Origin of the sequence: Labrys neptuniae, assembly GCF_040797145.1 — a bacterium.
GTDB classification, from domain to species: Bacteria; Pseudomonadota; Alphaproteobacteria; order Rhizobiales; family Labraceae; genus Labrys; species Labrys neptuniae.
Genome location: NZ_JBFNQD010000007.1, coordinates 215,106 through 229,368 on the forward strand (window position 1 = coordinate 215,106; position 14,263 = coordinate 229,368).

Annotated in this window: 14 protein-coding genes; 8 read left to right on the forward strand and 6 right to left on the reverse strand. The window is 65.3% G+C overall.

All coding sequences use genetic code 11. The annotated features are described in order from the left end of the window. The 5 genes from ABXS05_RS20805 (at nucleotide 1) to ABXS05_RS20825 (ending at nucleotide 6,302) form a co-directional block, all read left to right on the forward strand. Complete coding sequence (locus ABXS05_RS20805; protein ID WP_367625248.1) at nucleotides 1-2,274, forward strand: trimethylamine N-oxide demethylase; 2,274 nt, start codon at nucleotides 1-3, stop codon at nucleotides 2,272-2,274. 87 nt (nucleotides 2,275-2,361) lie between these two features. Next, the gene (locus ABXS05_RS20810; protein WP_437178686.1) at nucleotides 2,362-3,489 is read left to right on the forward strand and encodes an aminomethyl transferase family protein; all 1,128 of its coding nucleotides are present in this window, start codon (nucleotides 2,362-2,364) and stop codon (nucleotides 3,487-3,489) included. A 97-nt stretch (nucleotides 3,490-3,586) separates the two neighbouring features. After that, complete coding sequence (locus tag ABXS05_RS20815; protein ID WP_311940794.1) at nucleotides 3,587-4,192, forward strand: dimethylamine monooxygenase subunit DmmA family protein; 606 nt, start codon at nucleotides 3,587-3,589, stop codon at nucleotides 4,190-4,192. Continuing rightward, complete coding sequence (locus ABXS05_RS20820) at nucleotides 4,189-5,154, forward strand: PDR/VanB family oxidoreductase (RefSeq protein WP_367625250.1); 966 nt, start codon at nucleotides 4,189-4,191, stop codon at nucleotides 5,152-5,154. The genes ABXS05_RS20815 and ABXS05_RS20820 overlap by 4 nt, the downstream gene beginning before the upstream one ends. A 107-nt stretch (nucleotides 5,155-5,261) precedes the next feature. Next, nucleotides 5,262-6,302, forward strand: coding sequence for a heme-dependent oxidative N-demethylase family protein (locus ABXS05_RS20825; RefSeq protein WP_311940799.1), 1,041 nt, complete (start codon nucleotides 5,262-5,264; stop codon nucleotides 6,300-6,302). Between the two features lie 173 nt (nucleotides 6,303-6,475). Here ABXS05_RS20825 and ABXS05_RS20830 read toward each other — a convergent pair whose 3' ends face one another. Both ABXS05_RS20830 and ABXS05_RS20835 read right to left on the reverse strand, forming a co-directional pair. Next, entirely contained in the window at nucleotides 6,476-6,940 is a 465-nt protein-coding gene (locus ABXS05_RS20830) for a thioesterase family protein (protein ID WP_367625251.1), read from the reverse strand. Between the two features lie 198 nt (nucleotides 6,941-7,138). Then, nucleotides 7,139-8,116: an L-carnitine dehydrogenase gene (locus ABXS05_RS20835; RefSeq protein ID WP_367625252.1), complete on the reverse strand. Its 978-nt coding sequence runs from the start codon at nucleotides 8,114-8,116 to the stop codon at nucleotides 7,139-7,141. On the opposite strand from ABXS05_RS20835, the gene ABXS05_RS20840 reads away from it, so the two are divergent. The 3 genes from ABXS05_RS20840 (at nucleotide 8,115) to ABXS05_RS20850 (ending at nucleotide 10,577) form a co-directional block, all read left to right on the forward strand. Further along, nucleotides 8,115-8,708 (forward strand): ArsR/SmtB family transcription factor, encoded by a 594-nt coding sequence (locus ABXS05_RS20840; RefSeq protein WP_311940809.1) that lies wholly within the window; start codon nucleotides 8,115-8,117, stop codon nucleotides 8,706-8,708. The two genes, ABXS05_RS20835 and ABXS05_RS20840, sit on opposite strands and share 2 nt — an antisense overlap. Before the next feature lie 137 nt (nucleotides 8,709-8,845). After that, nucleotides 8,846-9,373, forward strand: coding sequence for an SRPBCC family protein (locus ABXS05_RS20845; RefSeq protein ID WP_311940812.1), 528 nt, complete (start codon nucleotides 8,846-8,848; stop codon nucleotides 9,371-9,373). Nucleotides 9,374-9,689: 316 nt separating this feature from the next. Beyond that, nucleotides 9,690-10,577 carry a DMT family transporter gene (locus tag ABXS05_RS20850; RefSeq protein WP_367625253.1) on the forward strand — a complete coding sequence of 296 codons (888 nt, stop codon included), beginning with the start codon at nucleotides 9,690-9,692 and terminating at the stop codon, nucleotides 10,575-10,577. An 18-nt stretch (nucleotides 10,578-10,595) separates the two neighbouring features. Here the strand turns inward: ABXS05_RS20850 and ABXS05_RS20855 are convergent, their stop codons facing one another. The 4 genes from ABXS05_RS20855 to cbiE form a co-directional block, all read right to left on the reverse strand. Next, nucleotides 10,596-11,504, reverse strand: coding sequence for a DMT family transporter (locus tag ABXS05_RS20855; protein WP_367625254.1), 909 nt, complete (start codon nucleotides 11,502-11,504; stop codon nucleotides 10,596-10,598). 272 nt (nucleotides 11,505-11,776) lie between these two features. Further along, nucleotides 11,777-12,538 carry a precorrin-4 C(11)-methyltransferase gene (gene cobM, locus ABXS05_RS20860; protein ID WP_367625255.1) on the reverse strand — a complete coding sequence of 254 codons (762 nt, stop codon included), beginning with the start codon at nucleotides 12,536-12,538 and terminating at the stop codon, nucleotides 11,777-11,779. 1 nt (nucleotide 12,539) lies between these two features. Further along, nucleotides 12,540-12,929 (reverse strand): cobalamin biosynthesis protein, encoded by a 390-nt coding sequence (locus ABXS05_RS20865; protein WP_311940825.1) that lies wholly within the window; start codon nucleotides 12,927-12,929, stop codon nucleotides 12,540-12,542. Next, nucleotides 12,926-14,191 carry a precorrin-6y C5,15-methyltransferase (decarboxylating) subunit CbiE gene (gene cbiE, locus ABXS05_RS20870; RefSeq protein WP_367625256.1) on the reverse strand — a complete coding sequence of 422 codons (1,266 nt, stop codon included), beginning with the start codon at nucleotides 14,189-14,191 and terminating at the stop codon, nucleotides 12,926-12,928. The genes ABXS05_RS20865 and cbiE overlap by 4 nt, the downstream gene beginning before the upstream one ends. Between the last annotated feature and the right edge of the window lie 72 nt (nucleotides 14,192-14,263).

The following is a 14,263-nucleotide window of genomic DNA, read 5'->3' on the forward strand; positions in this document are numbered from 1 at the left end:
ATGCCTGAAGCCGAAATGCTTCGTGTCGCCGGCGGATCGAGCCAGGTCTTCGCCCTCGGCAAGGGCGATCGCTTGCGTCTGACCGATCTGGAGGGCGGCCAGAACGCCCTGCTCTATGCCTTTGCGGCGCAGGAGAGCCTGCCTTCGGGCCATCCCGCTGCCCCGCGCGATGCACTGGCGGGCCTGATCGCCGCCAATGAGAATGCCGCCGCCACCCATCACCAACTCGCCGGCCGCGATCTTGCCAGTGCCAGCGGCATCCTGATCTCCGGACCCGACGCCCCGGCGGGAGAGGCCCTCTCGCTGGCGGCCGAGCGCGACATGACCTGCGTGCTGATCGTGCCGGCCGGCGATTCGACGGCGGATGCCGTGGTTCCGGCCACCGACTTCCATCTGGAGATCGCGCGCAGCGATGAAACCGCCAAGCGCGCGCCGCAGAGCCAGCCCGCCGCCCCTCTCGCCACGCCGGTCCAGGATTTTCGGGTGAAGGCCGCGACCGCGGAGCGTTTCGAGGTCAAGGCCGGCCAATATATCCAGATCATGGACATTGACGGGCGCCAATGCTCGGATTTCCTGGCTTTCGACACTGAGCTGCTCAAGCAGGGCATCGAATGCGGCCTCGACGCCACCGCGACCCGCACCCTGATGGGCCGCGCCTATCCCGGCCCCGGCCTGTTCTCGAAATTCTTCGACCAGCGCATGCGGGCCACGGTGGAAGTGGTGCAGGACACCTGCGGACGGCACGACACCTTCGGCCTCGCCTGCACCATGAAATATTACGACGACATGGGTTATCCGGGCCATGATTCCTGCTCGGAGAACTTCAACAGGGTGCTGGCGCAGGACGGCATCGCCCCCCGCCCCGGCTGGCCGGCGATCAATTTCTTCTTCAACACGCAGGTCAACCATGACGGCACCATCAGTGCCGACGAGCCCTGGTCGCGCCCCGGCGACTATGTGCTGATGCGCGCGCTGATCGACCTCACCTGCGCCGCCTCCTCCTGTGCCGACGACATCGATCCAGCCAATGGCTGGAACCCCACCGACATCCAGGTCCGCGTCTATGACTCCGATCACGAATTCCCCAAGGCGATCGCTACGCGCATGACACCCGATTCCCCTCCGGTCTTCACCAAGGAGACGGCGTTCCATTCGAAGGTCGCTCCCCTTTCGCGCCGCATGGTCGAGTATCGCGGCTATTGGCTCGCCAATTCCTTCCTCGCCGATGGCGCGGTGGCCGAATATTGGGCCTGCCGCGAAAAGGTGGCGGTGATCGACCTTTCCGCCCTGCGCAAGTTCGAGGTACTCGGCCCCGATGCCGAGGCGCTGCTCGACTATGCCGTGACGCGCGACATCACCAAGCTTTCGGTCGGCCAGGTGGTCTACACCGCCATCTGCTACCCACATGGCGGCATGCTGGACGACGGCACCGTGTTCCGCCTCGGGCCGCAGCAGTTCCGCCTCGTCTGCGGCGATCCCTATGTCGGCGTGCATCTGCGCCAGCTCGCCGAGGAAAAGGGCTTCAAGGTCTGGATCCGCTCCTCGACCGACCAGCTCCACAATCTCGCCGTGCAGGGCCCCAAGAGCCGTGACCTCATCGCCAAGATCATCTGGACGCCGCCGGCCCAGCCGGCTGCCAACGAGATCGGCGTATTCCGCTCGACCGTCGGCCGGCTCGGCCATGCCCAGGGCCCGGCCGTTGTGGTCTCTCGCACCGGCTATACCGGCGAGCTCGGCTACGAGATCTTCTGCCATCCCCGCGATGGCGAGGCCGTGTGGGATGCCGTCTTCAAGGCCGGCAAGCCGCTCGGCGTGGTGCCCATGGGGCTGGAAGCGCTCGACATGCTGCGCATCGAGGCCGGGCTGATCTTCGCCCATTACGAATTCTCCGACGAGACCGACCCGTTCGAGGCCGGCATCACCTTCACCGTGCCGCTGGTCTCCAAGAAGGGTGACTTCGTCGGCAAGGAGGCCCTGGTCAAGCGCAAGGCCGAGCCGCAGCGCAAGCTCGTCGGCCTGGAAATCGAGGGACGCGAGACCGCCCATCACGGCGATCATGTCTATGCCGGGCGCGCCCGCATCGGCGTGGTTACCTCCGGCATGCGTTCGCCCATTCTCGACAAGAACATCGCCCTCGCCCGCGTCGATATCGGCTCGGCCGAGATCGGCACCGAACTCGAGATCGGCAAGCTCGACGGCCACCAGAAGCGCCTCAAGGCCAAGGTCGTGCGCTTTGCCCATTACGACCCGGACAAGACGAGGGTGAGGATGTAACACGGCCTCGCTCTCCGGCCTTGCCAGCCCAACCACACCGGGCCGAAGACCGGCCACCAATCACAGAAGGGAACATCCATGAGTGTCATGTCCTGGCGGCGTTCGCCGCTCGCAGCCCGCCACCGAGCCCTCGGCTCCACCCTGGAAGACTGGAACGGGATGGAGACGGCCTGGACCTATACCAAGTCCGACCTCGCCGACGAGCATGAGGCGATCCGCACAAAGGCGGCGCTGATGGACGTGTCCGGCCTGCGCAAGTCCCATCTGGTCGGCCCGCATTCGCACCAGGTGCTGCAGCGCCTGACCACGCGCGACGTGCGCAAGATCGTGCCCGGCAAGTCGGCCTATGCCTGCGTGCTCAACGATGCCGGCAAGTTCACCGACGACTGCATCCTCTATCGCACCGGCCCCAACAGCTGGATGACGGTCTATGGCTCGGGCACCGGCTTCGAGGACATGGCTCGCGATGCCGCCGGCAAGAATGTTGCCGTCATCTTCGACGACGATCTGCAGGACCTGTCGCTGCAGGGCCCGCTGGCGGTGAAATACCTCACCAAGCATGTGCCCGGCATCAAGGACCTCAAATATTTCCACCACATGCAGACCACGCTGTTCGGCAAGCCTGTGATGATCTCGCGCACCGGCTATACCGGCGAGCGCGGCTACGAGATCTTCTGCAAGTCCGAGGACGCGGTGGAGATCTGGGACACCATCCTCAAGGAAGGCAAGCGCATGGGCATCGTGCCCGCCTCCTTCACCGCGCTCGACTGGCTCCGGGTGGAGAGCTATCTGCTGTTCTATCCCTATGACAATTCGCAGATGTATCCCTTCGAGAACGAGGGCCCGGGCGACACGCTCTGGGAACTCGGCCTCACCTTCACCGTCTCGCCCGGCAAGACCGGCTTCCGCGGCGCCGAGGAGCACTACCGCCTCAAGGGCAAGGAGCGCTTCAAGATCTTCGGCGTCCTCGCCGACACCGACAAGATCCTCGATGCCGGCGACGAGCTCTGGGCCGGCGGCAAGAAGGTGGGCGTGGTCACCTGCGGCATGTATTCGCGCCTGACCAACCGCTCGATGGCGATCGCCCGCATGGCCGTCGACGTCGCCAAGCAGGGCACCAAGCTCGAGGTCAAGGGCAAGAATGTGCAGTGCTCGGCCATCGCCCACACCATCACCTTCGATGATCCGGAGAAGAAGAAGCGTACGGCGCTGTAAGGTGCCTGGCCCTCTCCCACGGGAGAGGGCCCCTCATACGTGATAGCCAGATCCTGGCTGCGTCTGTTTCCGTTCGCGCTGGAGTTTCGATAGAACCATGCTCGTATCCGGCATCAAGAGCCGTCCTGTCTATGGCACGCTTGCCATCCGCCCCGGCGCCAAGCGGCACCTGTTCGTGGCGGATGCCGAGGGCGGTCAGGCGATCCTCGACGCGGCCAAGACGGCCGACGCCGCCTTTCTCGACAGGGCTCACATCATTTATGTGCCCGGCGGAGCCGCTGCCAAGAATCTGGGAGAGGCGCTCAGGGCACTGGGTCCCGACATGTTCTATGAGGGCCCGAGCATCGCCGCCGCCCTGCCGCGCCTGGCCCAGACATTGGCGACGGCCCATATGGGCACCCAGATCTATCTGGCCGGCACGGAAGGCCTGATCGGCCAGGCCATGAAGCTTGCGATCGAGGCCGGCGTCGACCATCTTTCCATCCAGACCGAGCATCGCGGCTCGGAAGAGCGCCGGGTGCAATGCGTGCATTGCAAGGGCATCACCGAGCATGTGCGCACGCAGCCGGTCAAATGTGCCCATTGCGGCCTGACTCTGCTGGTGCGAGACCATTATTCGCGCCGCATCGCCGCATTCCAGGGCGTGTGCATCGACGCCGAAGAGCCCGGTGTCGTTCCGCCGACCGAGGAGGCCTTTCCATGAGTGACAAGACACCCAAGATCGAGGTGCGCGTCAGCGAGATCCACCAGGTCACGCCCGAGATCAAGCGCTTCCATTTCAAGCCCGTAGACGGCTCACCCCTGCCCAATTTCTCGGGCGGCGCCCATGTGGTGGTGGAGATGGAAGACGGCGCCACCCTCCGGCGCAACCCCTATTCGCTGATGAGCCGCCCGGGCGACACGGCCTGCTACACCATCAGCGTCAGGCGCGACGACAACGGCCGTGGCGGCTCGCTGTTCCTGCATGGCAGGGTCCGCCCCGGCGACATCATCCGCATCAGCCATCCCGTCAATTTGTTCCCGCCGGACCAGCGCGCCAAGAAGCACCTGCTCTTTGCCGGCGGCATCGGCATCACCCCCTTCATGGCGATGATGGCCCAGCTTTCCGACGAGGACCGCCCCTTCGAGCTGCATTACGCCGTGCGCTCGGACGAGCACGGCGCCTATCTCGCCCATCTGGCCGAGCGTTATGGCCGCCGGATCCACATCTATCGCGACGCCAAGAGCGAAGCGATCCCCCTGGTCGACCTGCTCGCCCGCCAGCCCCTCGGCACGCATCTCTATGTCTGCGGGCCCGGCGGCATGATCAAATGGGTGCTCAACACCGCCCGCAACGAAGGCTGGCCCGAGCAGAACCTGCACAATGAGCAGTTCCTCGCGCCGGCTTCCGGCAAGCCCTACGAGATTACCCTGGCCCAATCAGGCAAGAAGGCCCAGGTCGGGCCGCATCAGAGCATGCTGGAGGCGATCGAGGCGGCCGGGGTCGACGCGCCCTATCTGTGCCGCGGCGGCGCCTGCGGCCAGTGCGAGACGCGAGTGCTCTCCTGCGACGGCACGCTCATGCACAACGACCACTACCTCTCGGAAGCCGACAAGGCCTCCGGCACCAAGGTCATGCCCTGCGTCTCGCGCTTCGAGGGCCGGGAACTGGTGCTGGATTTGTAACTTAATTCCTGGGACCGCAGGCGTCTCGCCTGCTCTTGAATCGCCGTGTGTCCAAGAGCAGGCGAGACGCCTGCCGGCCCAGGAAGCTCTCACAGAGGATACGCACCATGGGCATCCAATTCCGCCAGGAAACCTTCCGCGACGACTTCACCTTCCGCAATTCGGAAACGGGGATCCGCCGCTTCCCGTTCCCCTTCGACAAGGACAACTACATGTATGCGGTCAATATCGAACCGCATACCGCAGGCCCGAACGGCTCGGTCTTCGAGCATCCCATCGACGTCGACGAGCACTATGTCTCGGAGATGGCCGATCGGGCACAGGTCCTCAAGGAAGATCCGCTGCGCTGCCAGTCCTTGCCCCACATGACGCTGGCGGGCTGGGATCTGCTCGAACTCCTGATGGAGAGCATGTCGACCTCCTATCCCGAGCATTTCACGCTCGAGCGGAACGGCGACCAATGGCACTGGATCAACCGTCCCCTGGGCATCGACGATCGCTTCACCTTCGGTGATGTCGCCACCCTGCCCTATGGGCCGATGGAATACATCACCCGCCAGTCCCAGGGCGATTTCTGCCTGCTCGACCAGCGCGACGGCAATCTGTGGATGGATGCGGGCATCGTGACCACCCAGGCCGACTGGTCGCTCGATTTCGATATCGGCATGAACTTCATGGAATGGCACGGTCCGGTGCCGCTGGCCCACCAGCTCGGCGTGTTCGAACGGGCGCTCAAATTCATGCTGAACCTGCGCCAGGGCTCGCCGACGCGGCGGCTCAACTGGACGATGACGGTCAATCCGCGCCTGGATACCTCGCCCGAGAACTATCACAAATGGGGTAAGGATCGCACCACGCTGACGCTGGACAATATCGGCAACAAGCTGCATCTGCGCGTTGAGCTGCAGAGCTTCTTCCGCCTGCCGCGCTCCAACGCCATCGTCTTCCCGATCCGCTGCTACCTGATCAAGCTGGAGGAACTGGTGACGGTGCCCAAATGGGGCCGGCGCCTGCATCGCGTGCTGCAGACCCTGCCGCCCGAACTGGTCGACTACAAGGGCCTCACCCGCTTCCGCGACACCGCGGTGGAGTGGCTGTCGAAATATGACGACGGCGCCGAGACCAGCCCCGGCGGCTGGCCGGATTGAGGCGTCGTGCTTGTAGGATAGGAAGTACGGGCAAGATGCCCGTGCACCCGGGAGATGACATCTTTCCGGGTGCGCGGACGTCCCGTCCGCTCTTGGAAACACCACACCTGGAAAACGAGAAGGAAGGACATCGCGACATACAAATAAGTCGCGATACCTTATCGCGGGTTTTTCTACCGCTTGATGCCGATGCTGCGGCCGGCATCCTTCGGCATCGGCAGGGTGGCGTGCTCCTTCAGCAGCCCCTCCAGCACTGCCGCGCTCTGCGGCAGCCAAGGCGCGGCGTGCGGCTGCTCGGTCTGGTCGATCGACATCAGGAGCTGTTCTGAGGTCGCCACCACGAGGTTGCGCACCTTGTCATACATGCTCAGGAAGATGCGGACGCGCTTGGCATCGAGGTCCAGCACCTGGCAGGTCACCGAAACGGGCGTGCCGAGCTTGACCTCCCACAGGAAGCGGACATGGGTCTCCATGGTATAGATGGTATGGCGCGTCGTCTCGCGCACCGCCGGCGTGAGGCCGACGCGGGGAAGGAACTCGTCCACGGCCTTGGCGAAGATCACCGCGTAATAGCCGTCATAGAGATGGCCGTTATAGTCGATCCATTCCGAGCGGACGGTTTCGTCGAGAAGGTGCATGGGAGGCCCCCAAAGCGTTTTGTGATTTCTTGGAATCATCAAGAATCGCAAAGACGCGTCGAAACAAAGAGATAGAGCAAACAAACGTTCACGTGTGAACGCGCTTTGCTCTAGGATTGCAGGCGTCCCGCCTGCATCGCCCATCGTGCAAGTGTGACGGTTCCAAGAGCCGGCTGAAAGCCTGCGGTCCCCTGAGAGCTAGATCCGCCCCTCCAGCCCCTCGGCCTCCGGCCAATATTTCTTGGCCAGCGCCATCACCTCGATGAGGAAGTCGTCGCGGCGGCGTTCCAGCGCCTTGATCGAGCGCCCGGCGGCCTGCTGCTCGCAACCATCGGCGACGCGGTCGATCAGTTCATCCGTCAGTTCCGGAGCCACCAGCTTGGTCCAGGGCAGCTTCAGGGCCGGGCCGAACTGGTGCAGCATGTGACGCATGCCGCCCTCGCCGCCGGCGAGATGGAAAGTCAGGAAGGTGCCCATCAGCGACCAGCGCAGGCCGCAGCCATAGACCACGGCCGCGTCGACTTCCTCGGTGGTGGCAACCCCGTCATTGACCAGCCAGAGAGCCTCGCGCCAGAGCGCTTCCATCAGCCGGTCCGCGATGAAGCCTTCGATCTCCACCTTGACATGCAGCGGGCGCATGCCGATCGAGGTGTAGAACGCCTTGGCGGCCTCGACCGTCTCGGGGGAGGTCTTCTCGCCGCCGAGCACTTCCACCAGGGGCAGCAGGTAGACGGGGTTGAAGGGATGGCCCACCACCAGCCGGGTCGGATCGGCCATCTTGGCCTGCAGCCGGCTCGGCAACAGGCCCGAGGTGGAGGAGCCGATGATGGCGCCGGGCTTGGCGGCAGCGTCGATCTGCGCCAGCAGGTCCTGCTTGAGCTCCTCGCGCTCCGGTGCGTTCTCCTGGATGAAGTCCGCCTCGGCGACCGCCTCGGCGATCGAACCGGCATAGCTGAGGCGCTTGCGGTCGGCACCGGCGGCGAGCCCCTGCTTCTCCAGGGCCGGCCAGGCATTGTCGATGGCCGCGCGCAGCTTTTCCTCGGCGCCCGGAGCCGGATCGTAGGCGACGACGTCCAGGCCGTGCGCGAGCGCCCGTGCCGCCCAGCCGGCACCGATGACCCCGGTTCCAACGATTGCAAATGTCTTAGCTGCAAATGTCTTGGCTGCTGCGGCCATGGAATTCTCCCTCTTGCTCGTGGCGACTAGACAGGGCCTTGCCGGAAACGCCTTTGCATGGCGCGACATCCCAGGTGCCGAACGCGACGGAAACAGTCAGCATCGTCGGCAAAGTGGACACCGGTTTTCGGAAAAACCATGCGACGACCAAATCGACAGTATCGGCCCCGATTTCGAGATCGGTCCGATGCTGTCGTCAACCATTTGGTTGACAGTTGAGGGGCAAAGGAAGATATTCAACCGTATGGTTGAATATCAAGATCCTCTCGACGCCGTCTTTCATGCCCTGGCCGATCCGACCAGGCGGGCCATGCTGCGCAGCCTCGCCGCCGAGCCCCGCAAGGTGGGCGAACTCGCCCACCCCTTCGCTATCTCTCTGGCCGCCGCCTCCAAGCATATCAAGGTGCTGGAGAAGGCCGGCCTGGTGGAACGCCGTGTCGAAGGACGCACCCATACCTGCCGGCTGAATCCGCGGCCTCTGCATGCCGGCCTGGAATGGATGCGTTTTTATGAAAAACTCTGGAATCAGCGGCTCGACACGCTTGACGCCTTGCTGATCGCGGATGCGATTGCCAACCCTCAAGGGAGTTGAGCCTGAAGCGTCTCGCGATTTGCCGGTATCTGCAGGAATCGCAAAGGTGCCCTGGCCAATCCGTCGGATTGGCTGGGAAATAAAGCATCAGAGAAAACAAGCGCTCATGAAAGCGCTTTACTCTAGGGAGTTGAACCATGTCCGACTACGGCGTGATCATCGACACCGAGACCGTACGCATCGAACGCGTTCTTTCCGGACAGATCGAACGCGTCTGGGCCTTCCTGACCGAAGCCGAGAAGCGCCAGCAATGGCTGGCCGGCGGCGAGATGGACTTGCAGCCGGGCGGACGGGTCAACCATGTCTTCCGCAATGGCGACCTGTCGTCGCCCGACGACCCGCCGCCGCCCAAATATGTGCATCTGAACGGCACGGTGGAAATGCATGGGCGGGTGATCGCCTGCGAGCCGCCCACCTTGATCGAATATGCCTGGGGGGACGGCTCCCAGGTGCGCATCGACCTCAAGCCGGAGCTCGGGCGGACCCATATCACCATCACCCATAGCCGCCTGCTCACCCGCGACGAACTGATCAGCGTCGCTGCCGGCTGGCACACCCATCTCGACATCCTCGCGGCCCGCCTCGGAGGACACGCACCGCCGAGCTTCTGGGGCCTGCATACGCGGCTCGAAGCCGACTACGAGAGCAAGATGAGCGCAGGCTGACGACGATCGCCGTCCGGCTGCCCTTGCGACAGACGCGGCACTGCCCGGCGACGATGGCGGACCCGGCCGCTCTATCGGATAGCGTAAGTTGTCAATGTCACGACTGAGCGGAAAGCGATCGAGGAACGCAGAGACAGTGGAGGAACAGCGCAAGCGCCGTCTCCGTCATCAAGCTTTTCTTGTCGTTCAAGATAGCTTTCCTCCCTTGAACGAAGCATCGGAAACAAGGAGATTGCGGCTGATCACAGCTTCATCGGCCCGTTGGGAGTGCCGCTGAAAATCATGTGAGTTGCGTCCTCCCACCCCCGGTTTTCCGATGTCCGCCATCACCGCCTCGCCCGACGCCCGTTCCGTTCATCGGCTCGGTGTCTTTCTCGTCGTCGCCTCCGCCATCGCCTGGAGCATCAGCGGCATCTTCGCCCGCATGCTCACGGTGGACGCCTGGACGACCGTGTCGCTGCGCGCGGCGATCGGCGCGATCTATATGGGGGTCGGTCTCGTCTATGTGCATCGCGCCGACAGCCTGGCCGCGATCCGCTCGATCGGCTGGTTCGGCCTCATCATCGCGGCCTGCGCCTCGCTGTCGATGCTGTTCTTCGTCGGGGCGCTCTATCACACCACCATCGCCAACGTATCGGTGATCTATGCCACCACGCCCTTCCTGGCCGCCGGCCTTGCCTGGCTGATCATGCGCGAGAGGGTCTCCCGGCGCACGCTGATCGCTTCCGGCGGCGCGCTCGTCGGCGTGGTCGTGATGGTGGGTGGCTCCTTCGGATCCGGCCATCTCTTCGGCGACGCCATGGCGCTCGGCATGGCCGCCTCCTTCGCCATCGTGGCGGTGGTCGCGCGGGCCCGTCCAGGGCTGGAAATGCTGCCGGTCAACCTGTTCTGCTGCCTGTTCACCGCGCTGGTGGGCCTGCCCTTCGCCTCGCCCGCCGCAGCGACGGCGCAGGACTGGGTGGTGCTGGCGCTGTTCGCCTTCACCTCGATCCCCCTGGCCTTCTTCATGTTCCTGGCCGGTGCACGCCGGATCCCCGCCGCCGAATCCGGCCTGATCTCCACGCTCGACGTGGTGCTGGCCCCGCTGTGGGTCTATCTGATCTTCGCCGAGGATCCGGGTATGGCCGCGATCATCGGCGGCGCCATCGTGCTCCTGGCTGTGATCTGGCACATTCTCGGTGGCTGGCGCCTGAAGTCGTCCTGAGGCCGTATAGCCCCGGGATCACACCGAGGCACGCGCCGCCACTTGCGCTTCCTCATCGCGGGCGAAGCTGCGCCCGAGAGCGGCGACGAGCACGCCCGCGAGCAGCACCCCGCCACCCAGGACGGTGGTCAGGCGCGGTGTCTCGTCGAAGAAGAGATAGACCCAGACCGGCCCGAGGATCATCTCGGTCTGGGCCAGCAAGGTGAGTTGCCCGGCGCCGACATGCCGGGCGGCCGCATTGAGCAGATACATGCCGCCACCGATGAAAACGGCGCCATGGATCATGGCATAGGTGTTTTCCAGCATCGGCGTGGCGATGGTGATCCCTCTCAGCGCCATGAAAGCACCGCAGGTGAGGATGGTCAGCACCGCCCAACCCGTCACCACACCCGACATGTCCCTGTCGCGGCCGAGCCGGGCAATGATGGAATAGAGGCCATAGGCAAAGCCCACGCCGAAGGCAGCCAGATTGCCGATGGCATTGCCGCTGCCCAGTTCCCCCCAGGTCATGATCAGCAATCCGGCGATGCCGATGGCGATGCCGCACCAGGTGGAGACGAAGATGCGCTCCTTCAGGATCAGGCGGGCCAATATGGCACCGATCAGCGGCGCCGCGCTCGAAAACAGCAGGGCATTGGCGATGGTGGTCGTCTTCATGGCGAAGATGAACAAATCAGCCATCACCGTCATGCACAGCGCGCCACCAAGTCCCAGCCAGCCGCCCGAAATCAACTGCTGCAGCGGCGACTTGCCCTGTAGCAGCGCCACACCGAGAACCAGCGGCAGCAGGCCGAAGCTGCGCCAGATCAGATATTGCACGGCGTCGAGATGCGGCGACTCACGAATGGTGATGCTGCCGAACGAAAACACCGTTCCCGCCGCGAGGGCGAGGAACGCACCAAAAAGGTGGGAGCCACGGGAAGACATGACGGGGACGCGACCAGGAGGAAGAACTTCCACAATGCCGGGAAAGCGAACATCGAATAGTCCAGGCGCGACATTTCTGGCTGATCCGAGCCGGAATTGACGGACGATTGCACCAGCGCGTCGCTGAGAACGATGGGCAGCTTTCTCCCCTTGGCGGTGTCGTCAACTCTCTTGCGTTGACTGGAGGTGCCGGCAGGCGGACGAGGGGCTGCGCCACCCTCTCGGGGCTTTCAAACGCCAACACCCTGGGAGGGGGCGTGAGGACCGGCTCGTCACCCCTCGAAGCCGCGATAGCGCCGCTTGTAGTCGGTGTCGTAGAGCGCGCTTTCGCGGAAATCATCGGTGGCCAGCGTGCGCCCGATCAGGATCAAAGCGGTGCGCTCCATCGGCTCGGCCGCGATCTTGTCTTCGATATCGCCGAGCGTACCGGTGACGACACGCTCATCCGGCCAGCTTGCCCGAAAGACCACCGCGACCGGGCAGGCGCTGCCGTAATACGGCGTCGTCTCGGCTACCACGCGCGCCAGTGCGTGGATGGAAAGATGCACCGCCAGCGTCGCACCGGTCTGGGAGAAAGCCTCAAGCGTCTCGTTCTCCGGCATGGCCGAGGCCCGGCCCGACGTGCGCGTCAGCACCACCGATTGCGCCACTTCCGGCAGCGTGAGCTCCTTGCCGAGCACCGCCGCGGCGGCGGCGAAGGACGGCACGCCCGGGGTGATGGTGTAGGGAATGCCGAGGGCGCGCAGGCGCCGCGTCTGCTCGCCCAGCGCGCTCCAGATCGACAGATCCCCCGAATGCAGCCGCGCGACATCGAGGCCCGCTTCATGCGCTTGTTCGATCTCAGCCATGATCAGGTCCAGCGTCAGCGGCGCGGTATCGACCACGCGTGCATCCGCAGGCGCCAGCGCAATGATCTCAGGCGGCACCAGCGAGCCGGCATAGAGGCAGACCGGACAACGCGCCACGAGATCGCGGCCCCTGACGGTGATGAGGTCGGGCGCGCCGGGGCCGGCGCCGATGAAGTGAACGGTCATGTCAGGCCTCGTTGACGGCGATGGCGCAGGTGGCGTTCGCACTGGCGATGCGCGCCCGCTTGAGGGTGGATTGCGGGCCGGCGCCAGCGAGCGCCGCGGTTTCGGCCACGCTGCCCAGCCCCGTCAGGGCGACCACGCGCTCCGAACGGGTCAGCACGCGCGGCTCGGCGGCCTCCAGCGCAGCCTGGGGGATCAGCACGAGTGGGACGCCCAGGCTGGTGGCGGCCTCCGCCAGCCCCGCCTCGCCCTGCTTGAAGGCGGGCGCGAACAGGCCCGAAAGCGCGGCAAGCTCCAAGCCGGCCTCCTGCAGGGCCAGCCGGACGAGAGCGGTGATTTCCTCGGCCGGGCAGCCTTTGCGGCAGCCGAGGCCGGCGGCGACGAACGGCTTCATTGCCCAGGATTTCCAGGTGCGACATGGCTTGGCTTGACCACGCTCCATTGCGTCACCGGCATCGCCGGGCGCCAGCCATGCATGCTGCCGACGGGCACCAGCCGCTCCACGCCCAGACGGATCAGATCGCCGCCATATTGGGTGAAACGCCGGGCCAGGGCCTGCTCGCTCTCCAGCGTAACGGCATTGGCGACGAGGCGCCCGCCCGGGCACAGGGCGGCCCAGGCAGCCTCGAACACACCCTCATCACCCGTGCCGCCACCGATGAAGACGGCATCAGGGCGCTCCAGTCCCGCAAGGGCGGCTGGTGCCGCTCCGGTGACGAGGCGCAGATGCGGCACGCCGAGATTGACGGCGTTGACCAGCGCGCGCGTCGCCCTGTCGGCATTCTCCTCGATGCCGATGGCGCGGTTGGACGGATGGCGCAGCAGCCATTCGATGGCGACCGACCCCGCCCCCAGGCCGATGTCCCAGAGCAGTTGGCCCTTGAGCGGGGCCAGCGCCGACAGCGTGACGGCGCGGATCTCCCGCTTGGTGAGCTGGCCGTCATGCTCGAAGAAATCGTCGGGCAGGCCGCTGGCGAGCGGTAGCGGCCGGGCGTCGGGGCCGGCGACCACCTCGATGGCCAGGACGTTGAGCGGATCGATGCCGTCGAGATCGAAGGCTTCGGCCCGGGCGGAGCGGATCCTCTCCGCGCTTGCGCCGATGCGCTCCAGCACGGTCAGGCGGGACGCGCCGAAGCCGAGCTCGGTGAGGCGGGCCGCCGCCTTGGCCGCCGTGCGGCCGTCCCAGGTCAGGGCCAGGATGCGGGCCTGGGGCTGGACATGCGGCACCAGTGTCTCGAAGGGCCGGCCATGCAGCGAGATCAGGGCGCAATCCTGCTGCGCCCAGCCGAGCCGCGCCGCCGCCAGGGAAAAGGACGAAGGCGCGGGATGGCAGGCGATCTCCTCGGGCGGGATGAAGCGCGCCAGCGTGGCACCCACACCCCACAGGAACGGATCTCCGGAGGCCAGCACGACGACGCGCCGCCCACGCGCCGCCCTGATCGGGCCGATGGCGTCGGTCAGCGGGCTCGGCCAGGCCAGCCTTTCCGCCGGCCTTTCGGCGGCTCTGTCCGGCACCATGGCCAGGTGCCTGGCGCCACCGACCAGCAGTTCGGCCCCGGCGACCACGGCGGCGGCCAGCGGCGACAGGCCGGCCATGCCGTCCTCGCCGATGCCGACGATGGACAGCCAGCGATCCGAATGGTTGACAGGGCTCATCCGACCCTCAAGAGACGACAGCGCATTTCAGTTCCAACGCAATTCACTTAAGAAGAAACGATCCGGTTTGTC